Source organism: Bacillus suaedaesalsae, from assembly GCF_016890225.1.
GTDB lineage: Bacteria > Bacillota > Bacilli > Bacillales > SA4 > Bacillus_BS > Bacillus_BS suaedaesalsae.
Genome location: NZ_JAFELM010000028.1, coordinates 59910 through 85384, shown reverse-complemented (window position 1 = coordinate 85384; position 25475 = coordinate 59910). Strand labels below are relative to the sequence as shown.

The window sequence follows — 25475 nt, the reverse complement described above, 5'->3', positions numbered from 1 at the left end:
GTGAGAAAAAAGTGTTGGATGATTTTAACGGTGGTTGCAATGATTTATCTCTATGTATTTCTAATCATAGTGAATAGTAGTGTTGCAGGTAGAGAATATGCGAGGAATCAAGGTTATTTTCTTCTATGGTCGAAAGGCGATATCCACACAACCACATATAACAAAGAACTGTTACTGGAAATGCCATTTAATCAAATTTGGAGTCTACAAGAAACAAGCCCTAAATCCTATATAGGCAAAGAGGTTACGACAGAAGGGTTTGTAGCTTTTCGTTTGAAAACGGGACTTAGACATATATTTATAATGAAGGCAGAACAACAAGTTATCGGTGCACATTCTTCTCCGCTAACGTTATTTCCAGGTAATGGGGATGTTGAATCAATAGACGGGCGAACATTAGAGGAAATACATGAATAACGAAGAATAAGGGTGGTATTACAACCTTATCTTCGTTATTTTTTCTAGATTATAAATCGTTCTAACGACGTAACACTGTTATAAAACCATCTAATATCTCATGGCTAACAGCGAATCCTTTTCGTTTGTAAAATTCTAGTGCGTTTTCATTTCCATTCGATACGTATATAAAGTAGTCTTCAACATCGTTGAATTGGTTAAGCCAGTCCATGGACATACTGAACAGTTTGGATCCTATACCATATTGTCTGTATTCTTTTTTTATAAAAAATTGTGCTAAGTTCCCAACGTTTTTATTTTTGACGGAATCAAGGTCGAAAAACGTCGCGAACTCATTCGAATGTGATTCTTTCGATGAAATGTTTGAGTACATATAAGCAATCGGTGTCACGCCGTCTTTTACAACAACGATATAATTATGTATGGCATTTTTAACAGAAGGAACGAGTCGCGTTTCATAACGCATGTTATCAAATATTTCCGGCCTTATATGTGCTACGGATTTTTGGAATGTCATTAGTTCATTGCATAGGTCTTTACAAACTTCGAGTTTGTTTTCAGAAATCACCTCAAATGTTAGCTGCATTGTAATCACTCCTTTTATTTATTATTGTATTTTATTTTTCTTATACAATCTACTAACAACTCACTTTGGTGGTGTAACTACATGTTCCGAAAAACAGCCATAAATAAAAAGAGGAACGAGTCCTCTTTAGTTCAACAGTCGATGATATTTTTCTGGGGTTCTGTGAAAAATCGCATTGGTTTTCGGTACGATGTTTTTGCAACGGCTAAGCACAAGCGGCATTTGAGTAGAGCAAGCCTGTTCGGTATTCTTAAGTGTAGCTGCTATAATGTTTCCGTTTGGATCAATGATCATACTTGACGTGTTCTCACAGCAATTTAGTTGACTTGCTGTTAGGACAAATACCTTGTTTTCGGCAGCTCGAGTTCGGGCAACCTTTTCTTGATTAATGGGATCCATTTCATTAATCCAAACGATACAATCTGCTCCATGAAGAGATAATATCCGTGCCACTTCAGGGAACAAACCATCTTCTCCAATCATCACTCCGATGTTGCCTTTTGATGTTTCAAATACTTTGTAATTTTGACCTGGATGATAGTGTAGCAATTCTTCATCAGTTACATGTATTTTATCGTATTTAGTTAACGATTTTCTCGTAACTGCATAAAGGGTAAGGGTTTGTTTTTCTGTCGTTGAGAAAAATACGATTGTTTCATCCATGTTAATTGCCGCTTGTATCGTTGATGGTTGTATTTCTTCTGTACTGTGAGGCAAAACAATTACATCTGTTAACTGCTTTTCTAATGTTTGAATGAAAAATTCTGCTTGTTTCATATATTCCGCTTTGTTTCCATAAAAAAATTGAACGGTTGAGCCTTGGATTACTAAGTTTGAAGGAATGACTTCTTCATTGTAAATTTGAGAACAAGGTAGGGTTTCAATTTTTTCTGTAAGTGCTTGATAGGTCGTTGGTTTTCGTAAGGGTAGTTTACCAGGACGATTCGTAACATCGATATCCGCATGTATGATTTCTTCTTGATGAGGGGATGCTTCGGCAATGATTTCACCAGTGGGACCAATGATACTACTACGGCCTGAATAGGTAACTGTTCGAGCTTCGATGCCAATTTTATCCGCCATTACAAGCCAAACGTTGTTTTCTAGTGCACGAGTGGAGAGCATAAAATTGGATTGTGCGTTTGTTAACTGTTCTTTGATTTGTCCGGTAGATGTTAAATTAGCGAGGTCAATCACAAGGTCGACTCCTTGTAATGCTAAGTTCCGAACGATCTCTGGCATGCGACCGTCTGCACAAATGATGAGTCCCCATTTTCCGTAAGGTGTTTCTACGATATTCGCAGACTCTTCAGTAGAAAACCAATCACTGTCGAAATGCCACATAAATGATTTGTTTACATGTCCCACTTGATTTCCACTCGGATCAAGCAAAATTCCTCTATTGAAAAGTTTGTTATTTTCTTTTACGACGAGTCCGAACGCAATGTACGTCTTATATTTAATCGCTTTGTATTTGATAGAGTCAATGACATCCTCCACCAGGTTCATGGCTTCGTGTAAGTGTACTTCACTGGAGCCTAGATAGTAGGATGGATAGGCACACTCTGGGACAACGATAAGTTTAGGGTCTAGGCTAGCAGCTTCATCAATTTTAGCTAACATATAATGTAATGCTTCTTTGTATTGTGATAAGTCGAAGGCAGGCGTCTGAATAGAGGCGACTCTCATTTTATACCTCCTCAATTTTTAAAAAGAAACTGAGATACACTTGTAATGTGATTGACCATTCGCTCACTTGCTAATTGAGCGTTTCTTTCTTTTAGGGCAGCAAAAATTTCTTTGTGATAGTGCAAGGAATCGCTTTTAATACCAGGGACTGCGACCGCTAATACTTGTGAGTGCTCAACTAAACTAGTAATGGATTGATATAAGTTATACATCACTTCGTTTTTCGATGCTTTCGCAATTCGGTCGTGAAAGTGTAGATTTGCAGAAACGTAGTCTGCTTGATTTTCAGTTTGAATGGCTAATTCCATGGCGTAGATCGTTTGTTCGATTTCATGGAGATCATCATCATTTGCACGCTTTGTTGCCATGAATACTAATTCTCGTTCAATGAATCTTCTTGTTTCAAAGATGTCGTTTAGATCTGATGAGGAAAAATACAGTTGAAACATTAATGACTCGGTAAAAAACTTATTGTGGTTTCCTGTAATGATCGTACCTTTTTGAGTTTTTTCGATTAAGCCTTGTGCTTCAAGCACTTTTAACGCCTCCCGAAGTGATGGTCTTCCAACACCAAACTGATTCATCAGCTCTCGCTCAGGTGGGAGTTTATCCCCAATCGTTAATTTTCCTTGAAGAACAAGATCTTTTATTTGATTTACGATACTATCTGTAACATTTAATCGTTTCACTGGTTCTATCATTTTTCTTCACCTTTTCTTAAAAGAATAGTAGGGTATATAGCTATATTTATCGCATTTCATTATCGATTATTCTAGTAAAATAACGAAGCCCTGCCGGAAATACGGAGGGCTCCGTCTTAGAAGTCTACTATTTTTTACTTTATAGCGGGTTGTAACGCTTTGGTTTGCCTATGCTTGAGGATGAAGGCACCAAGTACAACTGTTACAAGTGAAACAATAAGTCCAAATACTGTGCTTCCAGAGAAACCTAGTACTACGAATCCAATGATGGAAGCAATACTTGATAAAATAGCATATGGTAACTGAGTTAACATGTGATCGATTGGGTGCACGGCACTTCCGATTGAAGCAAGAATCGTTGTATCAGATAGTGGTGAGCTATGCTCCCCAAATACAGTTCCAGCTAATACTGCACCAATTACTGGGATTAAGAATGTGATGTCAGTTGCTGCAACAATTTCAGCACCGATTGGTAGCATTAATCCTGCTGTTCCAAGCGTACTTCCGATTGAGTAAGAAATGAATGCAGCGAATAGGAAGAAGATAACCGGCAACCATGCTAGAGACAAGTTTCCTTCGATTAATGTTGCGAAATATTGACCAACACCTAATGAAGAGATAATGTTAGCTGTTACTAGGGCAAGGAATAAAATACATACACTTGGTAATGTTGTTTTCGCACCTGAAACAATAGATTGTGTTAAATGATTACCAGGTGTTTTTTTCATGAGTAAACGAGCGATGATCACAAGGTTTGCACATAATCCACCATTTACAAGTGCTGAAATAACATCTGTATTTTTAAGAACTTCCATCGCAGAAGTTGGACCTTCTGCCGATTGACCCATCCAGATGGCACTGATCACTGTTACAACTATCAACGTTATAACAGGGAGTAATAAGTCTGCGATTTTTCCGTCAGTACGACTTGGCAGCTTAGATTCTTCTGCGCCGGGTACTTTTCCTCTAGATTCATCAAATAAGATTCCTTCTTCTTGTGCACGTTTTTCGTCACGCTTCATTTGGCCTACATTAATGCTGAAGTAGGCTGCGATAAATACGAGAACAATTGTTGAAATAGTATAGTAGTTTGTAGGGATTGAAAGTAAGAAAGCTTCAAGTGCTTGGTATTCAGTGATTTCTGTAGAAGTTAAAACTCCTGCAATAATGGAAGTGATGAATGCAGCAAGAGCTGATACAGGTACGAGTAGGGCGATTGGTGCAGAAGTAGAGTGGATAAGATAGGATAATTTCGAATGAGAAACTTGATATTTGTCAGTAACAGATTTCATTACAGCACCACGGAATAAACAGCTGAATGCATCATCAAACCAAGTAAAGAACCCGAGTAACATCGTCGCTAATTGAGCTTGAAATCTAGTTTTTGCAACACGAACGCCCCATTCAGCAAAGGCGAGAATTCCACCAGAAAGATAGAGAAGGGAAGAAAGAATCCCGATGAGGATAACGAACACTAAAACCTTTCCATCACCGAGTAAAACCTCTGACATAATCGTGAAGACATTTGTAAAGCTGTCAACAACGTTCCAGCCGTTGTACATGAGTGCACCAAGTGCAATCCCCACACCTAAAGATAAGAACATTCTTTTCGTTAATATAATAAGAACAATGACGACAATCGGTGGTATCAGTGAAAATATTGTACCTTCCATAACATATAGCCCCCCATTAAATGAAATGATGTTTCATTATGCTCGACATAGAGGAAAGAATTGTAATCGCTTACAAACCTGTGTGAATAAGAGGATCAGTCGTTGGTGCGATTGATCCGTATTTTTGAGAATGAATAAAGATTTTTCGACAAGTGCCTGGCACCTAGCCAATTTTGTTTACGAGGCGTCCAATTCCCTCAACTTCACAAACAATTTCGTCACCTGGTTTTAGCCAGTTCTTTTCTGCCATTCCGACGATGACGCCCTCTGGTGTTCCTGTAAACAGGACGTCTCCTGGCTCAAGTGTCATAACCTTTGAAAGGTCACTGATCATCTCTGCAATAGGGAAGATCATTTTACTTGTGTTAGAGCTTTGACGAACTTCGCCATTAACAGTAGTTGATAGATTTAAGTTTTGTGGATTTGGAACATCATCAGCTGTAACGAGGTATGGGCCAACTGGTGCAAATTTATCAATTGCTTTACCCATTAACCATTGAACACCACGGAACTGTAAGTCACGAGCTGATAAATCATTTCCAGTTGTGTATCCAAACACATAATCAAGGGCATCTTCTTGAGATACATCACGAGCTTGCTTGCCAATCACAACAACTAGCTCCACCTCGTAGTCAACTTGATCCGTCGCATCAGGAGGAGAGATGACCTCATTGTGAGCAGCCAAACTATTTTGGTACTTAGGGAAGTAAATTGGATATTCTGGAATATTTAAGTTCGCTTCAGCTACATGAGCTAAATAATTCGCACCAGAACACACAATCTTCTTCGGCTCTTGGAACACTGGTGCAAATGTAATCTCAGCTTCTTCAAGGAAAGATTCTGCACTTGCAACAACCTGATTAAGTTGATCTAGAGCTGATTGACCAGAAGCAATCACCTCTGCCATTGAAGTAGGTGCACGTAATCCAGCGTTCTCAGCTGTTGCACGCACATCCACGACACCATTTTCTGTTTTTACTCCTAAACGAACACCACTACTTGACTCAAAACAAAGCAACTTCAAGCTTATCACCATCCTATTAAATAATCCGCACAACACTGGAAGGGCTTACATTTCTATTGTAGAAACATCCATCCGAGTCTACCTTTAACTCACTGCCAAGTTGTATGGTCTTACCATATACTTATCTACCTAATCCTAAATTTAGAACATTTAGAAAATTTATTTTTGTAATTATTTGATACCACTTTTACGCTTTAAAGGGGTGGGGGACAGGCCCCCACCCCTTTAAAGTGATAAAGTGAAAGTTCGTTGTAAAAGATGGTTTGGTTTTGTTCTGAAATGGGGCATGGGAGAAATATAATGAATCACTTGTGTGTTTGTGAGGGGGAATTTATATGAATCTAGGTTTTAGAATATTACAACGAGATCGTAAGGCAAGTGAGGAACTTGTATCGAAGTTTCGAGATATACCAACGACAGTGATTAGTGATTGTATGAATCGTATGTTTTCGGGTGGTGCACATTTGCGTCCATTTCATAATAACGGAAAGCTCCTTGGGACAGCATTAACGGTAAAAACGAGACCTGGTGATAACCTAATGGTTCATAAGGCAATTCAGCTTGCAGAGCCTGGCGATGTGATTGTGGTTGATGGTGGTGGTGAGGTGACACACGCGATGATTGGTGAAATTATGATGCGTCTTGCGATGAAACAAGGCGTAAACGGATTTGTCATAAATGGAGCAATCCGTGACTCCGGGGTGATCGCAAAAGAATCATTCCCAGTCTATGCGAAAGCCGTCACACACCGTGGTCCGTATAAAGATGGTCCAGGGGAGATCAATGTACCAATCTCAATTGCTGAAATGGTCATTCATCCTGGGGATATTGTCATCGGTGATGAAGATGGTGTCGTGGCAGTAAGACCAGATCATGCAGAAGAAATTGTTAAATTAGCAAAAGAAAGAATGCTAAATGAGATAGAAATTCTCGCCTCCATTGATAATGGATCCTACGACGGATCGGCTGTTGACGTGCTTTTGAGAACGAAGGGGTGTGAAGGGGTGGATTGAGAAAACATTTTACTAGTTCTCTTAAAATCTAAAACTAGCAGTTATGGCCCTGACAATCTAGGTGCACTCAATCTCAAGAATAGTTTTTATTGATAACGGGGATAGATTTGCAAGCGAGATAGCTACTGTTAAGTACATAAACGAATAATGCAGTTATAAATGGGGCCAGTTTGGTCCCTTTTGTTAATAAAATAATTACTTTTATATCATAAATTACCAAAATTAGGTAGGTAAATATATATAAATCCGAATAGGTATTAATTAACAGAAACTTATATAGGAGTGGAAGGTATGTATGAAAATAATCTCTTGGAACTGCCAGCAAGGATTTATCAATAAAGATAAGTATAAAAGATTAATAGAATTGGCACCTGATATTGCGATTATTCCAGAGTGTCAAAACACAGATCAATTTATGCGTGAATTGAATATTTATGACGGGATATGGTGTGGTAAAAATGAGAATAAAGGTTTAGGAATTATTTCTTTATCTGATAAATACAAACTAAGTATCATCAAAGAATTCCCTAGCTTTGAGTGGATTGTTCCTATAAAGGTAACTGGTGAAGAAGATTTTACTTTAATAGCTGTTTGGCCAATTAGGCAAGAGGGTATTTCATACGGAAAATATGTACTTACAGCTTTAAGCGAATATGGAGAATTGCTTCGAAATCAACATGTAATTATTATGGGAGATTTTAATATCGATCAGAAGCTAAAAGCTAGCTACCGTGGTATTAAGGGTATGGGTGAAATAAATGAGTTTCTAGGTATGTTTGGAATTAGAAGTTGTTATCATCATTTCACGAATGAATCATTTGGTGAAGAGGCTACCCCTACATACTATCATCATAGAAAAAAAGACCAACCCTTTCACATAGACTATTGTTTTGTTTCTCAATCCATTTTAGATAAAAACACGAGGTTTTGTATTAAAGATAATGATGTGTGGCAAGGATTAAGTGATCATTTGCCGCTAATTCTCGAAATGAATTAACAATTATTTTCCATTTCTATGCAACAAATCCAAAACATCCTCCGTTACATAAGCGAATGAAAACTTAGGGGGATGATTTTTTTATGAAAACGTGGAAGGTATTATCGGCTACAGCACTTACAGCTTCTTTGTTATTTGCAGGAGTACCAGCAGCGACTCATGCAGAAGATAGCATCAATTATTCGATTTTTGATTTATCGGGAGTATTAAAAGTAGGATCAAAAGGAGAAAGTGTGAAAATTATGCAGCGTGCCCTGAATAAGGCTATGGGGGCGGAGCTGTCGGAGGACGGTGTTTTCGGTCCGAACACGAAGACAGCTGTTGTTGCGTTTCAAAAATCTAAGAATCTATCACAAGATGGTGTGTACGGAGCTAAAACACATGCTTCACTTTCGAAAGCAGTAAACTCGTTCGGCTTTGCAGAAACTAGTGTACTAAAAGTCGGTAGTCGAGGGGAAGCCGTGAAAACACTTCAAAAGGCGCTAAATGATATGAGTTATAACGTAGCGGTGGATGGTGTATACGGTCCAAATACAAAGGCAGCAGTCGTAAAATTCCAGGAGAGATTCCCTGAGTTAGCGAATGATGGTGTCTTTGGACCAAAAACAAAGACGGTTATGGATAAAGTATTAAATGATTAATATACATTATGGAAACGAACAGTCTGATAGCAATGTATCAGGCTGTTTTTCTATTTGTGGAAATTGAAACATGAACTTTAGCACTTTAAAGGAGTGGGGGCCAGGCCCCCATTCCTTTAAAGTGCTAAAGTGTTTTGTTTTGTATACAACTTCCATTTTGAATTTATAGGCATATGATGTTTTGAATATTTATGTGAAGGGAATGAACAGGATGTATGATGATTCATTAACAAATTCTTATCCTTATTATCCTACTTATTCAAACTCGATGTATCGATATGATCAGCCGCTTATTGATGCTGTGGTAGATGGGATAAAAAAAGAGGCGTCTTCTATAGAGCTTTATACGAGATTAGCACACACAGCACCAAATGAAAGTCATCAGCAGCATATTTTATATGCGCTAGAAAGAAACAAAGTGCAATATAGCCAGCTTCATAGTTTATATGTTCAATTGACTGGAACACATCCACAATTTCAACACGAACAGATACATTATCAAAATTATCGTGATGGGTTGGAAAAGGCGTATCAAACGGAAGTAGCGGGATATGATCTTTATCAAAAGAGTTGTTTACTTACTAAAAATCCACAGGTTCAAAATATGTTTATTTGGGCACTAAATAATGAACGAGATAATGCGATGAGATTTGAGGCACTTCTTCAACTTAAAGATTATGGCGATGCACCGTTTGTGATCGATATCGAGGAAGCGACGAAGCAAAACGATACGTTCCGAACAGCATTATGGACAGGTAGTCATTTACAACTAACGTTAATGAGTATTGGTGTAGGGGAAGATATCGGGCTCGAAATTCACCCGGATTTAGATCAATTCCTTCGTATAGAACAAGGCCAAGGAGTTGTGAAGATGGGGGATAGCAGGGAACAACTTACTTTTGAGGAAAAGATTTATGATGACTTTGCAATCATTATCCCTGCAGTAAAATGGCATAACCTAATCAATACAGGTAATGAACCTTTAAAGTTGTATTCCATCTATGCACCACCTCAACACCCTTTCGGTACGGTACACAAAACAAAAGCTGACGCATTAGCAGCAGAAGCTGAAGAAGGCAATTAGTAATGAAAAAAGCAGTGAATTCGGTGTGAAATCACTGCGTTTTCATTATCTCGTTTCTACAATCGATTTTCTTTTATACAACAATGAGCCAATTAAGAAGGCAATTCCTCCCCAAATGACCATATTCCCAAAGCTTAGCCATAGCGAACTCGTTGCAATACTTGAGTTGTACACCATACTATCTCTCAATCCATCTGCAAAGTAAGTAAGAGGTAAGATATTTGAAAACGGCTGAAGCCATTCTGGCATTGTTTCCACTGGGAAGAATATACCGCTAAGAAACATCATCACAAAGCTAGTAATATTTGCAACGCCCATGTAGGCTTCATTTGTATTACTGAATGAAGAAATTAAATAGCCAATGGCATTGAACGAAAGGGCTCCGACTAAGAAAACAAATAATAGACTAATGACATTAATATAAACGTTTGCCCCAAAAACGAATACACCAATGAGCGTTAATAATGTAATTTGAATACAGCTAAACAATAACCTCACAAGCATATCACTAAGACCAAAAAGCCCCATATTTGCAGGTGTCATTCGTAGTCTCTTAATCAAGCCTTTTCGGCGCATATCTACAAGACCGACCATTCCAAACAATCCACCTTGAGCAATTGATAAGGCAATCATCCCGGTTAAAAGAAAATCGGTATACTCTAACGTGTTAGTTCCAGCCGTTATTGAATCGATTTGCAGCTCATACGTAGGAGTTGCTCCAACAACCGCTAAATTTGCTTGTTGGACAAACTTATCAAGAATGCCCGCAACAACTTGTGTTGTTGCACTGCTTTCGTTTTCTTTATTTACAATTAAACCAATTTCAGTTGCATCTACTTCTCTTGGTAAGATAATGGCAGCGTCTATTTCTTGTTCGCGAACGAGTTCATTTGCTTCTTTTTGGCTAACGAGTCCGTCCTCATAAATCTCAATAACAGGAATTTGCTTAAGCTGTTCTAACATCATATCAGAAGTAGCATTTGAGTTTTCACTGACGATGGCAACTTCAGTTTTGAACTCGTCATTCGAGTTATCACCACTAAAAATCGTCATAAAGATGACCATGAGAATAACAGGGAAGAAGATTCCCCAAAACCAGGCTTGCTTTTCACGGAGTGTTAACCGCAATTGAGCGAGAAACATTTGTTTGAATTGCTTCATCTTAATCCCTCCATTCCTTGCCAGTAAAGGCGATAAACACATCTTCTAAACTCATTTCATGGATGGAGATTTGGTCTACTTGATATTCCTTTTCTTTTGTAAACTTGAATAAGTCATATAATAAATCCTCCGGGCTCTCGCTCCATACCTTTAAAGCTGTTCCTTCTCGTTCTATCCTGGATACAGATTCAAGATTTTCAGCCAATTTTTCTGCATCCATTGCCGCTGCTTCATTATCTGTGAACGACAATCTAACTTCACGTTCTTTTGTTAACTGACCAATAAGAGCAGTAGGGGTGTCTAATGTGACAATTAACCCAGAATCTACAATACAAACACGATCGCTTAACTTTTCAGCTTCTTCCATATAATGAGTTGTTAAAATAATCGTTTTACCAAGCTTCTTTAACTCCAGTACAATGTCCCAAATGTTTCGACGGGCTTGTGGATCAAGTCCTGTTGTGGGTTCATCTAGAAAGATAATATCAGGATCACTAATCATCGCAAGGCCAATCGCGAGACGTTGTCGCTGACCACCTGATAACTTTTTCACGTGGCTTTTCCGATGATCTGTTAAGTTCACGAGCTGTAAAATTTCTTCTGTAGACTTTGCCTTGTCAAAGAAGGTAGCAAATAAATCCAAGTTCTCTTCGGGTGTTAGCAGGTCAAACATCGCACTTGTTTGTGGTTGTACGCCAATCATTTTCTTAATTTGAACGGAATGCTGTTTCCAGTTTAACTCTCCGAAAAGAATGTCACCTTGATCGGGATCTACTAAGCCCTCAATCATTTCTAGTGTGGTCGTTTTGCCAGCACCATTTGGACCAATTATCGTAAAGACTTCACCAGGTTTGACAGTGAAACTTATGTCTTTCACAGCGTGGTTTGTTCCAAAAGACTTTTTCAGATTATGAACCTCTAATACCGCCATTACATCTCCTCATTTCTATAAAAAATACCAGTACAAATGAACTACCTTTACTAGTACGTATGACAAAGGATAAAGATTCATTATTTTATAAAAATTTACAATGACAAGAGATCATACATAACCTGCAACTTTTTAATAAAGAAAATACGTAAATTGGTAAAATTTTCAGTAGAGAGGTAAAATATATGTAAATACGTTTTCTATCAACCTATATGGAGGAATTTTAAATTGTTTATTGCAATACTGTTTTTTCTAATGGTCTCTTTCTTTTTATCTGGAAGTGAGACAGCTTTAACGGCAGCAAATAAAATGAAAATAAAAACTAGAGCAGAGAATCATGATAAAAAATCTCAAAAGCTACTGGAACTTGTTTCAAAACCTGATGAATTAATTACGGCAATTTTAATTGGTAATAATATCGCAAATATCATGCTGCCTACGATTGTCACGATTATTGCGATTGAATATGGAGTTAATGTTGGTGTCGCAACAGGTATTTTAACAGTAGTCTTAATCATCTTTGCTGAAGTACTACCAAAGTCAATTGCTGCAACGTTCGCTGACAAAGTTGCATATATCGTATTCCCGGTTATAAGGATACTATTAATTGTATTTAAGCCGCTTACGTTTCTTTTGTCAGCTTTTACAAGGTTCATTATTAAGTTAATTTCGAAAGATGCGGAACCTTCTATATCTGTTTCAAGAGAAGAGTTAATCACGATGGTCAATATCGCAACATCTGAAGGTACATTTCAAAATGATGAAACAAGGAGAATTAAAGGAGTTCTTGACTTTTATAATATGGATGTCCGTGATGCACTTAAAACACCACGCACAGAAATACAAGGAATTCCTTGTGAAGCAAGTTATGAAGAATCTCGAGAAATAATATTAAATGGAAGCCATACACGTTTTCCAGTTTATAAAGAGAATATGGATCATATTGTAGGGGTGTTACACTCAAAGTTGCTCCTTGAATGGTCGTTAGAACCGACAAAAAAGCTAGAGGATTATATTGATAGTGATCCGTTATTTGTTTTTGAATTTCATTCGATTGAAAATGTCTTTAAACTAATGCTCAAAAACAGAAGACATTTGGCAATTGTTTTGGATGAATATGGTGGGACAAAAGGGATTATTAGCCATGAAGATATTATCGAAGCGATGATTGGTCAGGAAATCATGGATGAAACGGATCTAAATGAGGAAATTCTAATTGATGAACTAACAGAATCTCATATTATCTGTAATGGGAAACTAGCTCTTAGAAGATTTAATGAAGCATTTAAAACAAAAATACCAGAACAAGAAGATATTTTAACAGGATTTATATTAAAGGAATTAGGTAGGTTTCCAATTGAGGGTGAAACATTTGAATATCACCATCTGCATTTTCTAATCCAATCTGTTGAGGACAATAAGTTGAAAGCTATTAAAGTTACAAAGAAAACACCGCCTGGACAGTAATATCTTGGTGTGAAAAGTTTTATAAGCTATTATTATGAACGTTGATTTACGAAAGAAAGCCTCATTACTGAAAAGTAAGAGGCTTTTTTTAGTTCGTTAGAAGAATATAAATGCTGTGAAACTAGATAATAAGAAGAAATTATAACTTAAGTTTAGCTGGAAAAAGGATGGAATTGAGAATGCTATATATTTGTTTAATTTTTGAACTCTTACTCATGATCTATTTGTTAAACTCACTAAAGCATTTGACAAAATTATTTATGAAGTTAGAAGTACTATTGCTGTTTATTTTCACATCATTTTTATGCCAACATATTAATTTCAAAATCTTCTCAGCTTATGAACGTTTAGGAGTTAAAGAAGAATTAATACCTAGAGTTTGGAGTTATCTGCACTTCGGGATTACACTTCCAATCATTTTAATGTGGCTATTATATATGTATCGAACAAAACACTCGATTATATCGTTAGTTTTGGTTAGTTGGGTAGTAATCGATTTAGTGTTTAAACAAGTTTATTTGTTAATAGGAGCTTTACAATCTGAATCAAATCATTGGTATCCGATTGTAGATTTATGCATTTCAATTGGAATCCTTTGTATTTCGATTATATTCATGAGGAATCTACAAGAAGTGTTAAGAAAGGAATATATCGGCGTTGTATAATGTATCAATAATTTTAGGGCCACTAACACCAAAAGACTTTGATGAAAATGAACTTTTTGTAATAGCCATCATTTTTATTACGTGGTTTATTCTGTTTTTTATTCATAGAAAGGATCCCGTTCTACTCAAAACGGAGATTGTAGCATTATTTGTATTTAATATGTTATTTGCAACTGTAGGAGATCGGATTTTCGCCGAACCGCCACTCGATTTTTATGATACGTTAGATTACGCACATGGCGAATTCTTTGATTCCATTCTTCAAATACTCGTATATCCATTGCCGGTTATTACGTTTATTCACTTTTATCAAAAATTCAAATTAAACAACATTATTTTTATTCTACTGTGTGCCTTCATTTTAATGGGATTAGAATGGATATCTGCTGAGTATTTTAATTTGTTTCAATTTAAGAAATGGGAGAATTACTACTCTTATTTATTCTATTGTTTTGCAATGGTTGTTAATATACTTTATTTTAAATGGATTGGACGACTAATAAAAGAAGCTTAACTTTGCAGAATAAACTATTTCCTATAGATTCTCACCTATGTTGACAAAATGAATAACTTATAGTTAGCACATTTTAACTAGGGAGGAATCTTCATGGGATATTTTGTTACGGTGGAGCCAGGTGTGAATTTATATGTGGAAGATGTTAACCCTGGAGGGAGTAAGACCATCGTTTTTTTACACGGTTGGCCGTTAAGTCATGACCAGTTTGAGTATCAATTTTCGATTCTTCCTGCAATGGGTTACCGATGTATTGGTATAGATTGGAGGGGCTTTGGAAAATCGGATAAACCAGTGAGTGGGTATTCTTTTAACAGACTTGCAGATGATATCCGAACCGTAGTCGATATCCTACAGTTAACCAATTTTACTTTCGTAGGTCACTCCACGGGTGGGGCTATTGCAATTCGGTATATGTCACGCCACAATGGTTATGGGGTATCAAAACTTGTTCTCGTTGATGCGGCAGCTCCAACTGGATTTACACCAGAAACAGCAAATGCGCTTCTTACGGAAACATTAAATGATCGCCCTAAAATGATGCAAGGTGTAACTGATCAGTTTTTCTTTCAGTATATCTCGAAACCATTTTCGGACTGGTTTATGCAAATGGGATTACAAGCTGCAAGTTGGTCAACAGCTGCTATTATTGTGACATTAAGAGATGAAAAATTGGATGAGGATCTTCCAAAAATAAATGTACCTACGTTAATCATTCACGGAATACATGACAAAGTTATTCCGTTTGCACAGGCACCAGAACTTAACCAAAAAATAAGAAATTCACAGCTAATACCGTTTGAATATAGTGGACATGGCGCATTTTGGGAAGAACGTGATAAGTTTAACAAGCTACTAACACAATTTATTTAGTGAAAAAGTTAGATTCACCGCACTATTCATAGAGGATAGTGTTCTTTTTTGGTGAATAATAATAGGTAGGGAACATATATCGAAAACAAATTATCATTTGAGGTTAATGAATGAAAGTATATAAATTAAAAAGACAGTTTAATGGTTATAAAAAGGGAACTCAGTTTTACTTGATTAGTCAATCAGAATTTATTGGGGTAAAAGAGTTTGTATTTAGAACGACAGATTTAACAAATAGAATCGCAATCAATGAAAGTGAACTGAATAAGAACTTTACTTTTATTAAAGAAATCTATTAAGAAAGGAAATACTGGTATATAAGTTGGAAAGGTCACACATTGTACTAGTTAATAATGGTTAAACGTTAGTTTAGATTAGAGGTGTAAAAAGTGCGGAAAAATGTGTTCCTGACCGTTTCAATATTGTCTATATTCTTTTTTATTTTTACTCTATATCAAATGTACCGCCCAAAAGTTGGTCCAATTGGAAATGGTGAAATAAGTACATTGACTTGGATAGTAATCTTTTTTCCGTTGGTTCAAGGTATCATATTTTTAATTTTATATATTTCATTGGCAATGGAAGAGAGGAAAAGTAACGAACTGTGAAAAGTGTAGAGTGCATGAATCCATTATGGATCATGTACTTTTTTATTGGGTTCCTAATACAAAAGTATTTACTTTATTAACATCATCGTTTATTCTTATACATAGAATTACTACATACATAAAAATTCTATGTATTTAAAATCTGGTTACACGAGGTGATGAAGTGGGGTTTTATTATTTATTATTACTTCTGTTAGGTGTTGTACTTATTATGATAGGAGCTTTATGGAAAGAGGTACCTCGGTCAGTTAAAATATTAATCTTTTTGTTTGTTGTTGGTGTTCTTTGTATCGTTTTCGCATTGATTCTGTTTATGCCAGGTAGTTCTGATATGATTGCAGAATTGTTAAAATTAGAAGAATAAAATACCTTTTTATAAACAGGGGATAGATAATAGTGATCCGCCACTTTCGCATCAATTTAGGTATAGTTTTGAAGATTTCAGAAGTTTTAACATCTTGACCTTTCTACTTTCAGTAACTTTCCATTTTAAATAAAATTGTTAAATCACTGCTGCAGTTTTTATAAATCTAAAATATATTACAAGCATATGCGAAAACAAGTGACTACTTAGAACTTTTACTTTTTAAAGGCTTCTCCTTAAAATAATGCTTACTAAGTAGTAGAAACCTTTTCTTTACTTAACATCCTAATAATTGCAATAATGCTTCTACATAATAGAAGTTTAATCACTAAACAGATAAATGAATGGTACCAAGTCCATCCTTTTTTCCATGATATGAGGTTTGTCTTCTTTGCTGCAATCGTCTCAATAATTACTTGTGGTATAACAAAAGGGAAGAGTTTTAAGATTATTCCTAAAGGTCTACTATTTAGTGTCCATTGATTATAGTAAAGAAGCAATATTGGATAATGTATATAATCAAAAGGTAAATGAATTTTAACATTCTTTGGAAATGGTCGTATATTGTACTTTAAATACCCCTTTGATACAAGATATCGGTCGGCCAATGAGTTCCCGATTAAACTGACAAGGTAAACAATTAACCAGTCTTTGAATGAACGTTTATAAATTGCAAAGGGTAACAAACATATCCCAATTATTGTAGTTATAGCAAGGAAGGATCCTGATAATTTCACTTTTTGTCTTCTTCTCAAGTTCAACACCTCCTTTATTTAGTGTGTCATCATTTCTATTTGTTATGTAAAACCAGTCGTGAATGATAGGGGTTGTGAAGAAAAAGGAAGATTCCGAATGATACAAAAGAAACTAAGTTAATAACCAAGTCTCTTTTGAGTCGTAAACATTGCATTTAAATATGTCATTAAGAACGATCTTAAATATTATTCTTGTTAATATCTCTACATTTATTAACAAACCATTTTATAAAAAGACCAAGAATTATGTAGTAGAAGAAAGAGTAATAATACTTCCATTTTAAATAATAGATCAAGTTCATCGCTTTACTAACAGGTTCACCAATAAAAGCAAATAGAGTTGCCATTATTAATAAACCAATAATAAAGGCTCTCCATGTTTTGAAAAATTGATACAGCAGCATATAAGCGACAGGAACCATTGACATATCAAATGGTAGAGCCCTTGCACCTAATGGTATAAATTGTACGGGGTAAGTCCAAAACTTTAAGTCAAGTCCAATCGCATCCAAATAGGTAGTGGGTATGATCGCTATGGTACCAACAAGGATACTTTCTATTAGTATTTTGCGTTCTTTGAATTTGAACCAAACCATCCAGGGCAGTAGTGCAAATGCCAAAAGAACCCACCAGTTCCATGTAAATAATTCATTGTTTAGCCATTGGTTTATATCTTGAGTAACATTCTGATGATGCTGATTCACAAGTTTAATTGCTATCTTTACGTTTGTGTTCATAATTTGAGTTCACCAATGAAATCTTATTCAGTTTTTATTATTATTTTCATTTATTAAGATCTTAATTCAAGAAAAAAGAAGAGAGTCTTCAACTAATGTAGTTCACAATGGAGAAACACTTTATATATTTTTGAAATCATTTTGAAGTATTTTTTCATGTGGGTTATGTTACGAACAAAATTTATAAAAGTGTGGTCAAAAGCAAAGAGGGAAAAGAAATTAAAGTAATACAGAACTAAATGATATGAATAATCGTAGTGACAGAAGCTATCATTACAAGAGAAAAGAGGCGTTAAACCCTAGAGGTTTACCGTTTTTTTCATTATTTACTAATTCTCATAAAAAAACAGGCTCTAAAATTAGAGCCTGTTTGTAGGTTGCTTTAAGATTAAGCTTTTTGAACGTTAGAAGCTTGAGGTCCACGAGCACCTTGCTCAACGTCAAAAGTAACTTTTTGACCTTCGTCTAATGACTTGAAGCCATCACTTTGGATTGCTGAGAAATGTACGAATACATCGTCTCCGTTTTCGCGTTCGATAAATCCAAAACCTTTTTCTGCATTAAACCATTTTACTGTACCTTGTTCCATTTTTGTTGCCTCCTAGTGTGTTACCACACAATGTATTACTATCCTTGCCCAAAGTGATTTTATAGACGAAAAGTCAATATTTTTTACACCGAACAAAAATAATTCTTATTCATCATAACAGGAAAATCTGCAAAAAGCAAATCATGGATAAATTATTTTCTATTACTGTAACTTCTTACCGGGACAAATAATTAACTTTGGCAATATGTACTTATATGTAACTAGGGAATCAGAATCCATTTAATTATGTGGTGGAGCAGTACGTTATAATAGAAAGTAAGGAAGAGTAATATGTTGAGTATACACGTTACCATTATTAAAAAGATTTAGAAAGTAGGTCAAATGCAATGAGAACAGAAAAAGAAAAAATGTTAGCTGGAGAAATGTATGACCCTGCTGATTCAGTTTTAGTAAAGGATCGTGTGGAGGCTAGACGTAAGGTAAGGATATATAACCAGACACTAGAAACGGAAGGAGAGAAACGAACAACATTTTTAAAAGAATTACTCGGTTCAACTGGTGAAAACTTATATATGGAGCCCAATATTCGTTTCGATTATGGATATAACACACACGTCGGAGAAAACTTTTATGCAAACTTCGACTGCACTATATTAGATGTTTGTGAAGTGCGATTTGGGGATAATTGTATGCTTGCTCCTGGCGTGCAAATCTATACAGCGACACATCCACTTCATCCAGTGGAACGTAATTCGGGAAAAGAATATGCAAAACCGATTTATTTTGGAAACAATGTTTGGATTGGAGGAAGTGCAGTAATAAACCCGGGTGTAAAAGTAGGGAACAATGTAGTTATTGCATCAGGTGCAGTAGTCACGAAGGATGTACCAGATAACGTTGTGGTTGGAGGAAATCCAGCAAGAATAGTTAAGTACATTGAATTGTAAATTCATTTTTTGAATACATACATATAGCAATAATAAAAGCTGAAACGCATGGAAGTCCATGCGTTTCTAAGTATAAAGCTATTTATTTTTAATTTTATCACTTAATTACCCCGGTCTTCCATTTGTGGAGGCTCATCGAACCATCCGAGTTTGATTTTAATTAATTTGTATTAATCACTTCAGAAGAATAAATCTGAATAACCAGTCTTCCATATTTGGCGCTAGCACGAATTAAAATTGGCTGATTATAAACGTTTTTAAATGTAAAGTCCGGTCCATACCAACTAACTGTTGCGTCTCGACCAGGTGGAACATACGGAACGCGGCGGCTATGGGAATACCGTTGGACTATCTTTACACCAGCTTCATCAACGGCATTAAATAAAGTAGAGGATACTTGGCAAATTCCGCCGCCAACGCCGTCATACAATTCACCTTTAATAATGATAGGTGCAGGTAGATAACCTTTTTCCGCTGTCCGTTTTCCTACCACTTCATTAAAGGAAAATACTTCTCCTTGGAACACAACGTGATTGTTAATGGCTTCTGCAGCTATTGCAATATTAGACGACCGCTCGCTTTTATGAACACTGTAATAGGTAACAAAGCTGCCGATTTGCTTCACATGGATGTCGGCTATTAGCTCAGAACTAACTCTCGGATGAACGGTTACAGTAGGAATTTCTAACTCTAATGGTTGATGATGCAAAAAATATGTATATAGTTCTTGTTTGAATTTTTCACGATCTAATTGATATCCAGGTTTACCGGATACAATTACGTTCTTCTCATTGATATAGGCATTCACGGGCTCTTCGTTAATATGCTGCTCTAATTTTGTTACCAATTGCTCAAACATTTTTTCATTTATAGTCGGAATATCAATGAGAGATGATGTGAATGCATCATGATTGATTGTGGCGATTGTTTCACCATCATGTTTGAGAGCCAGGTCATCATTATTTGTAGGGTTATAAGTACTGAAAGTAAGTAAACATAATGAGAAAAATAAATTAATCATCCTGATTCCTCCTACCAATACTATGTGCTTTATTTGGGAGAATATTAGCTTTTTACATTAATGGTATTTAAAGGAAAACAGAGTGTGTTCTCGTATATGTAATTAAGGCATAACAAGAGGAGTAAATAGTTGTGACGAAAAAGAATGATTAAAGAGGAAGTTAGAAGACGGTTCATTTTTTGAGAATTATTCGATGTAAATAAAGACCTACACGTGGAAGATTTACTTTAATTGACTGATTATGTAGCACAATGGTTTAAACAAAAGGTAAACGTCATTGGTTATTCAAATGGTACATTCATAGGAATGAAAGCTGCGGCTAAAGAACCAGAGAAAATTACCAGTTTAAAAAACGTCGCATACAAAAGCAGTATTTATATTAGAAAACGCACAAATTAGAGATACCCCTAACTTGTGCGTTTATTTACTTATCGCTTTTTCTTTTTCCCTGCATCTGCCGCCATATTATTTTTCTTTTCTGCTTCTAATTCTACGTGTACGTTGAATTTGTGTTCTGTAACCGTTTCAACACGAGTTACTTTCCCTTTACGTCCTTTTACTTTTAATTCTTCTCCTTCAGCTGGAACTTGGCTTCGATATTGAACGAGTAAAACATCTTTCTTATCATAGAATGAAACATTAAACATTGTAATCACCTTTTCTATTAAATTTTTTATATTCTATAACTATTTAATAGATGTGGAATTTAGACCAATGTTACTAGAAAAATTTTTTACTAGTTTAACATGGAATACTAGAGTATTTCTCTCTTTTCATAATCTATAATTTTATTTATAATGCAAGTAGCTATGGTAAAATTATGTAAGAAGTCTTATATTTGTCAGAAACGTGTCAAAATGGAGGAATGTTCTATTCGAAAAAAGATAACGATTCTTCTATTCTTGTTGCTATTTGCAGTTCCTATTTTTTGGATATGTTATGAAATGAATCCAAACCCTGGTCAAACATCGGGCAATGGAAACCCTGCGATATTATTTGTCGGTATACTTTTCGTTGTTTTTTGTAGTTTAGTGTTTGTGTGGTATAAGATTTTGAAGGAATTTACGTTAAATCGTATGACTTTCATCATGATCGTTACCGTACTCGTCATACAACTCACAAGTTCGTTTCTGTATCAAAGACAAGCTTTTTTTACGTACAAAAAATTACTTGCAAGTGTATATCAAGAACAGTTTGGGTTTATTGACTGGCAGTATATAGAAGACATCACGTCGTTTATGTCAATCCATGTGAATTCTCAATATTTTAATGTGAATACGTATTTTATGTTCGTCTCTTCATCTGTTCTGATTGCACTTATAATACGTAAATTGATCAGTATGATTAAAGCTGAAGAGAAGAATTGAGCGGAGGAGTAAAGTGTATTTATTTTTATCAATTATTTTAGCGACTGTGTTAGCCTACATATTATGGATTGTTGACCCATTTGTGGCCGGCATTGTTGGATTTGGTATTGTAGTTGGTTGTATTTTTAGAGGTTTATACTTATTGAATGATCTACATAAACGAATATCTAAATTTGTACCCAAGGAAGATAAAGCACAAGAAGTATATAACAAGTATTTGGAGGAAAAGGAAACTGACGTATAAGGCAAATTGAAACATTTTCCTTTATCAGTACGTATATGTCTTTAATGTGTTTCTTTTAAAGGTTTATTCAAATAGTGTTTATAAAAATTAATATAAACCAAATATCTACAGGAATACATGTAGGTTAATGGGAAAATCTACAGTAAGAGATGTTTTTGAAATAGTCATTATTCATTTAGATAGGAGAGAAATCAATGGATTCGATTTGGTTAGAGTATGCATGGACCTTGTTAATCTTAATTGGGTTGGAAGGTTTGTTATCAGCTGACAATGCGCTAGTGCTTGCAGTTATTGCGAAACATTTACCAGAAGATCAAAAGAAAAAGGCAATCAATTATGGTATTTTGATGGCTTTCGCTTTTCGGTTTTTAGCACTATTTGCAATTTCTTTTATTGCAAACGTATGGCAAATTCAGGCCATCGGAGCAGCTTATTTACTTTACTTAGGTTTAAAGCATGTCATTAAAGCAAAGTTCGGTAAGAAAAATGAAGATATTCATAAAGATGATGAAAAAGAGGCTAGGGGTAAAGGGTTCTACCCTACAGTAGGGAAGATTGCATTAGCTGACCTTGCTTTTGCGATTGATTCAATCTTAGCTGCAGTAGCACTTGCACTAGGTCTTCCAGATTCACCATTAGGTAATTTCGGTGGGATGGACGGAGGACAATTTATAGTTGTCGTTCTCGGTGGTATCGCAGGACTTGTATTGATAAAGTTTGCCGCTACATGGTTTGTTCAGCTCCTTGACAAACGCCCAGCGTTGGAAACAACTGCCTATGCCATTGTTGCATGGGTTGGTGTGAAGCTTGCAGTCATTACACTTGCTCATCCAGATATCGGTGTATTAGATCATCATTTCCCTCACAGTACTGGTTGGACACTTGTCTTTTATGGTGTATTAGTTGCTATCGCACTTATCGGTTGGTTTGCACCGGCTAAAAAAGGAAAAGAAGCAGAATCTATGTAAGGTAGAAACAAGCGATAATTAAGTGGATTATCGCTTGTTTGCTTTTAAGGGAAGGTTGTAAGTTTTTCGCCGAAATAAGATTTAAGTTGTTGATATACTATCGGATTCGTCGAAATAGAAGTAGCATCGCCGGAAGTGTTCGGAGTTTCGGCGAATTATAGTTGAAATTCGCCGAAAAGATTTAAACTTTCGCCGAATCATGTTCAATAGTCGCCGAATTAGACTAAACTCATAAGAAATATATAAAGTTCGTCGATAAAATTAAGCCGACATTCATTAGAGGATTGGAATTGACTCAGTTCCATAAAGAGACAACGTATGAAACGTACAGAAATAGCTACTTTTGATATCAAAACGCAACAAATTCTCAATCAGTTTTATTCAATTAACATATTTTTTGAATCAAATGAGGTGAATTGTTCCTAGGTGAGTTTACTAAAGATGATACTTCATACGCTTCCATGAATTCTGCTGGAAATGGTTGTAGTAACTGATTGAGATAGTCGGTATCCGAAATTGCTGGGTTTAACCAATTTTTCTCATCTTCACGTTGAAGTATAACGGGCATTCGGTCATGGATATCTGCAACTACTTCATTTGGGGTAGTGGTAATGACTGAGCAAGAAAATATTCTGTCACCAGTAGGAGACTTCCAATGCTCCCAAATTCCCGCCATTGCAAACACATCATCGGATTTCAATTTGATTCGCATCGGCTGTTTTGTCTTCGCATCAAGTCGTTTCCATTCATAAATACTGTCAGCTAATACTAAGCAACGTCTCTTCTTATAAGCATTTCGAAAGCTCGGTTTTTCCGTTAACGTTTCTGCTCGAGCATTAATCATTTTGTAGCCGATTTTTTCATCCTTTGCAAAACTCGGAATTAACCCCCATCTCATTTTTCCTAAACGGTTCATTTCCCCATCATTAATGACAGAGATGACAGATTGAGAAGGAGCAACATTGTAGTTTGGAGAGTATAATTCTTCTTGAATGGCTGCTTCGATGTCGAAACGATCAACGAGATAACGATAATCTGCATATAAAGTAAATCTTCCACACATACAAATCACTCCATTTTTAAAAAAGGCTGTTTTCACCGTTGATTTCCGCTTCAGGCTCACGCTTTCCGCGGGGAGGGACGTGAGCCTCCTCGGCTTCGCCTGCGGGGTCTCACGATTCCCTCTATCTCCCGCAGGAGTCGAGTGCCTTCCGCTGCAATCAACTCAATTTTTAACAGAGCTATCCAAATAGCAACAATCTTTACGAAAAGAGCCTTATAAAAATAACAACTATACCTGATAGTTTATAGGAATCAACTTAATCAAAGCAATGTCTATATGTTTTAAGGTTTCTATTTTGATGATCACAAGATAATGTAAGATTAACATAATTGTTGAGATTCCAACGGTTTGCGAATTTTCTCACGTCGATGCAGGAACTCTCGTTATGATGTGGAAATATTTAGGTGAGATGAAATGGGGGAATATGATGGAATTTTCAAAAGTTAATAAGGATTTTAAAATGGTCGGATTAAAAGGAACTGGATCCTTTGCAAGCTTTAGTCATGAAGTTCCTTTACTTGCACAAGAATTATTGAATAGGGAAAATGAAATCCAACATCATGCGGGTATCGAAATTGCGTTATTTGAACCGAAAAGGGGTTCAGATCATGAAATAGGAAGCTATTATGTGGGATTAATGGTTGATGAGAAAGTAAATGAAGTTCCGGATGGAATGACGTATCTTGAAACGAACCAGCATTATGTCACAACAAAAGGGACCATATCAAATGTTGGCACCCTACATATGAACTTAGTGAAATGGGCTGAGGAGCAAGGGTATGAAAGGGATCTGAATTCTTATATTGTTGAGACTTATCATCCTGTGAAAGATCATGAAGAAGAGGTACATATTTACTTACCAGTTAGTGTGTAACTTGAAGTAATGGTGAAAAGCGAGGTAGGGAAATTGATTGATTTAACGAACAAAGTAGTTGAATTTACGAACATGCATGATGAATTTCATGCTGATTGGAATCTAGCAATGAGTACAGGCGATCTTTCAGCATTAGATAGAATGACAGAGGATTATTATGTTGCATTTTTCAGAGGTGAGCATGAAAAACCACTCTTTTTTACAAAACAGGATGCTTTAGACGGGATGAGAAAATTGGTTATGCATTTTATTGGAGCTCAAAAGAAATTTGAAAATAAAGTGATCCGTATGAAGAATGACGATACGGCAGTTGTTTTTTATGAACAAGTAATTGTGAGAAACGAGGAAGTTTTAGCTAGACTTTTTACGATTGAAAATTGGAAGTTACTGAATGATAAATGGATGATTGTCAGGGAGATTGAAGAACCAATTAGCTAATTTAGAGGGCGAGATGGGGGAAAGCTTTGAGATTCGTATTATCAATACCATTCATCTTGTTGGGAAAGTAGTTTACTAGCTTTGACGATCGATGATTTCGACA

Annotated in this window: 30 protein-coding genes; 17 read left to right on the top strand and 13 right to left on the bottom strand. The window is 35.9% G+C overall.

What is annotated here, in order from left to right; translation table 11 throughout:
* Window positions 1–417 (top strand): hypothetical protein, encoded by a 417-nt coding sequence (locus JR050_RS09415; protein ID WP_204203245.1) that lies wholly within the window; start codon window positions 1–3, stop codon window positions 415–417.
* A 61-nt stretch (window positions 418–478) separates the two neighbouring features.
* Here JR050_RS09415 and JR050_RS09410 read toward each other — a convergent pair whose 3' ends face one another.
* From JR050_RS09410 to JR050_RS09390, 5 genes are all read right to left on the bottom strand, one after another.
* Window positions 479–1003 carry a GNAT family N-acetyltransferase gene (locus tag JR050_RS09410; protein WP_204203244.1) on the bottom strand — a complete coding sequence of 175 codons (525 nt, stop codon included), beginning with the start codon at window positions 1001–1003 and terminating at the stop codon, window positions 479–481.
* A gap of 126 nt (window positions 1004–1129) precedes the next feature.
* The gene (locus tag JR050_RS09405; protein WP_204203243.1) at window positions 1130–2692 is read right to left on the bottom strand and encodes a carbon-nitrogen hydrolase family protein; all 1563 of its coding nucleotides are present in this window, start codon (window positions 2690–2692) and stop codon (window positions 1130–1132) included.
* 11 nt (window positions 2693–2703) lie between these two features.
* Window positions 2704–3393 (bottom strand): FadR/GntR family transcriptional regulator, encoded by a 690-nt coding sequence (locus JR050_RS09400; protein WP_204203242.1) that lies wholly within the window; start codon window positions 3391–3393, stop codon window positions 2704–2706.
* 134 nt (window positions 3394–3527) lie between these two features.
* Complete coding sequence (locus tag JR050_RS09395; protein ID WP_204203241.1) at window positions 3528–5066, bottom strand: Na+/H+ antiporter NhaC family protein; 1539 nt, start codon at window positions 5064–5066, stop codon at window positions 3528–3530.
* 163 nt (window positions 5067–5229) lie between these two features.
* Window positions 5230–6099: a fumarylacetoacetate hydrolase family protein gene (locus JR050_RS09390; RefSeq protein WP_430392875.1), complete on the bottom strand. Its 870-nt coding sequence runs from the start codon at window positions 6097–6099 to the stop codon at window positions 5230–5232.
* Between the two features lie 326 nt (window positions 6100–6425).
* Here JR050_RS09390 and JR050_RS09385 point away from each other — a divergent pair, with 326 nt between their 5' ends.
* From JR050_RS09385 to JR050_RS09370, 4 genes are all read left to right on the top strand, one after another.
* Entirely contained in the window at window positions 6426–7103 is a 678-nt protein-coding gene (locus JR050_RS09385; protein ID WP_204203239.1) for an RraA family protein, read from the top strand.
* A gap of 295 nt (window positions 7104–7398) precedes the next feature.
* Window positions 7399–8100 (top strand): endonuclease/exonuclease/phosphatase family protein, encoded by a 702-nt coding sequence (locus tag JR050_RS09380; protein WP_204203238.1) that lies wholly within the window; start codon window positions 7399–7401, stop codon window positions 8098–8100.
* Window positions 8101–8183: 83 nt separating this feature from the next.
* Complete coding sequence (locus tag JR050_RS09375; protein WP_204203237.1) at window positions 8184–8741, top strand: peptidoglycan-binding domain-containing protein; 558 nt, start codon at window positions 8184–8186, stop codon at window positions 8739–8741.
* A 202-nt stretch (window positions 8742–8943) separates the two neighbouring features.
* Window positions 8944–9825 (top strand): cupin domain-containing protein, encoded by an 882-nt coding sequence (locus JR050_RS09370; protein ID WP_346726734.1) that lies wholly within the window; start codon window positions 8944–8946, stop codon window positions 9823–9825.
* A 45-nt stretch (window positions 9826–9870) separates the two neighbouring features.
* On the opposite strand, the gene JR050_RS09365 is transcribed toward JR050_RS09370, so the two are convergent.
* Both JR050_RS09365 and JR050_RS09360 read right to left on the bottom strand, forming a co-directional pair.
* Window positions 9871–10986: an ABC transporter permease gene (locus JR050_RS09365; protein ID WP_239454242.1), complete on the bottom strand. Its 1116-nt coding sequence runs from the start codon at window positions 10984–10986 to the stop codon at window positions 9871–9873.
* 1 nt (window position 10987) lies between these two features.
* Window positions 10988–11917 (bottom strand): ABC transporter ATP-binding protein, encoded by a 930-nt coding sequence (locus tag JR050_RS09360; RefSeq protein ID WP_204203236.1) that lies wholly within the window; start codon window positions 11915–11917, stop codon window positions 10988–10990.
* 228 nt (window positions 11918–12145) lie between these two features.
* Between JR050_RS09360 and JR050_RS09355 the strand changes: the two genes are divergently transcribed.
* The 6 genes from JR050_RS09355 to JR050_RS09330 all read left to right on the top strand — a co-directional run bounded on the left by JR050_RS09355 (window position 12146) and on the right by JR050_RS09330 (window position 16408).
* Window positions 12146–13384, top strand: coding sequence for a CNNM domain-containing protein (locus JR050_RS09355; RefSeq protein WP_204203235.1), 1239 nt, complete (start codon window positions 12146–12148; stop codon window positions 13382–13384).
* Between the two features lie 179 nt (window positions 13385–13563).
* Window positions 13564–14049, top strand: a complete 486-nt coding sequence (locus JR050_RS09350) for a hypothetical protein (protein ID WP_204203234.1) — start codon at window positions 13564–13566, stop codon at window positions 14047–14049.
* Complete coding sequence (locus JR050_RS09345; RefSeq protein WP_204203233.1) at window positions 14042–14563, top strand: hypothetical protein; 522 nt, start codon at window positions 14042–14044, stop codon at window positions 14561–14563. The genes JR050_RS09350 and JR050_RS09345 overlap by 8 nt, the downstream gene beginning before the upstream one ends.
* A gap of 93 nt (window positions 14564–14656) precedes the next feature.
* Window positions 14657–15436, top strand: coding sequence for an alpha/beta fold hydrolase (locus JR050_RS09340; RefSeq protein WP_204203232.1), 780 nt, complete (start codon window positions 14657–14659; stop codon window positions 15434–15436).
* 110 nt (window positions 15437–15546) lie between these two features.
* The gene (locus JR050_RS09335; protein WP_204203231.1) at window positions 15547–15735 is read left to right on the top strand and encodes a hypothetical protein; all 189 of its coding nucleotides are present in this window, start codon (window positions 15547–15549) and stop codon (window positions 15733–15735) included.
* A 472-nt stretch (window positions 15736–16207) separates the two neighbouring features.
* Window positions 16208–16408 (top strand): hypothetical protein, encoded by a 201-nt coding sequence (locus JR050_RS09330; RefSeq protein WP_204203230.1) that lies wholly within the window; start codon window positions 16208–16210, stop codon window positions 16406–16408.
* Window positions 16409–16659: 251 nt separating this feature from the next.
* Here the strand turns inward: JR050_RS09330 and JR050_RS09325 are convergent, their stop codons facing one another.
* From JR050_RS09325 to cspC, 3 genes are all read right to left on the bottom strand, one after another.
* Window positions 16660–17163 carry a CBO0543 family protein gene (locus JR050_RS09325; protein WP_204203229.1) on the bottom strand — a complete coding sequence of 168 codons (504 nt, stop codon included), beginning with the start codon at window positions 17161–17163 and terminating at the stop codon, window positions 16660–16662.
* A gap of 179 nt (window positions 17164–17342) precedes the next feature.
* Complete coding sequence (locus JR050_RS09320; protein WP_204203228.1) at window positions 17343–17900, bottom strand: CBO0543 family protein; 558 nt, start codon at window positions 17898–17900, stop codon at window positions 17343–17345.
* A 388-nt stretch (window positions 17901–18288) separates the two neighbouring features.
* Window positions 18289–18489: a cold shock protein CspC gene (cspC, locus tag JR050_RS09315; protein WP_204203227.1), complete on the bottom strand. Its 201-nt coding sequence runs from the start codon at window positions 18487–18489 to the stop codon at window positions 18289–18291.
* 347 nt (window positions 18490–18836) lie between these two features.
* Here cspC and JR050_RS09310 point away from each other — a divergent pair, with 347 nt between their 5' ends.
* On the top strand, window positions 18837–19397 hold the full coding sequence (locus JR050_RS09310; RefSeq protein ID WP_204203226.1) for a sugar O-acetyltransferase: 561 nt from the start codon (window positions 18837–18839) through the stop codon (window positions 19395–19397).
* 160 nt (window positions 19398–19557) lie between these two features.
* Here JR050_RS09310 and JR050_RS09305 read toward each other — a convergent pair whose 3' ends face one another.
* Both JR050_RS09305 and JR050_RS09300 read right to left on the bottom strand, forming a co-directional pair.
* Complete coding sequence (locus JR050_RS09305) at window positions 19558–20418, bottom strand: VanW family protein (protein ID WP_204203225.1); 861 nt, start codon at window positions 20416–20418, stop codon at window positions 19558–19560.
* A 428-nt stretch (window positions 20419–20846) separates the two neighbouring features.
* Window positions 20847–21065: a hypothetical protein gene (locus tag JR050_RS09300; RefSeq protein ID WP_204203224.1), complete on the bottom strand. Its 219-nt coding sequence runs from the start codon at window positions 21063–21065 to the stop codon at window positions 20847–20849.
* Window positions 21066–21362: 297 nt separating this feature from the next.
* Here JR050_RS09300 and JR050_RS09295 point away from each other — a divergent pair, with 297 nt between their 5' ends.
* The 3 genes from JR050_RS09295 (at window position 21363) to JR050_RS09285 (ending at window position 22997) form a co-directional block, all read left to right on the top strand.
* The gene (locus tag JR050_RS09295; RefSeq protein WP_204203223.1) at window positions 21363–21785 is read left to right on the top strand and encodes a hypothetical protein; all 423 of its coding nucleotides are present in this window, start codon (window positions 21363–21365) and stop codon (window positions 21783–21785) included.
* Window positions 21786–21798: 13 nt separating this feature from the next.
* Window positions 21799–22029: a hypothetical protein gene (locus tag JR050_RS09290; RefSeq protein ID WP_204203222.1), complete on the top strand. Its 231-nt coding sequence runs from the start codon at window positions 21799–21801 to the stop codon at window positions 22027–22029.
* Window positions 22030–22223: 194 nt separating this feature from the next.
* The gene (locus JR050_RS09285; protein ID WP_204203221.1) at window positions 22224–22997 is read left to right on the top strand and encodes a TerC family protein; all 774 of its coding nucleotides are present in this window, start codon (window positions 22224–22226) and stop codon (window positions 22995–22997) included.
* A 385-nt stretch (window positions 22998–23382) separates the two neighbouring features.
* On the opposite strand, the gene JR050_RS09280 is transcribed toward JR050_RS09285, so the two are convergent.
* Window positions 23383–24060 carry an SOS response-associated peptidase gene (locus JR050_RS09280; protein WP_204203220.1) on the bottom strand — a complete coding sequence of 226 codons (678 nt, stop codon included), beginning with the start codon at window positions 24058–24060 and terminating at the stop codon, window positions 23383–23385.
* A 385-nt stretch (window positions 24061–24445) separates the two neighbouring features.
* Between JR050_RS09280 and JR050_RS09275 the strand changes: the two genes are divergently transcribed.
* Both JR050_RS09275 and JR050_RS09270 read left to right on the top strand, forming a co-directional pair.
* On the top strand, window positions 24446–24934 hold the full coding sequence (locus JR050_RS09275) for a GyrI-like domain-containing protein (RefSeq protein WP_239454241.1): 489 nt from the start codon (window positions 24446–24448) through the stop codon (window positions 24932–24934).
* Window positions 24935–24967: 33 nt separating this feature from the next.
* On the top strand, window positions 24968–25372 hold the full coding sequence (locus JR050_RS09270) for a DUF4440 domain-containing protein (RefSeq protein ID WP_239454240.1): 405 nt from the start codon (window positions 24968–24970) through the stop codon (window positions 25370–25372).
* Window positions 25373–25475: the final 103 nt, after the last annotated feature.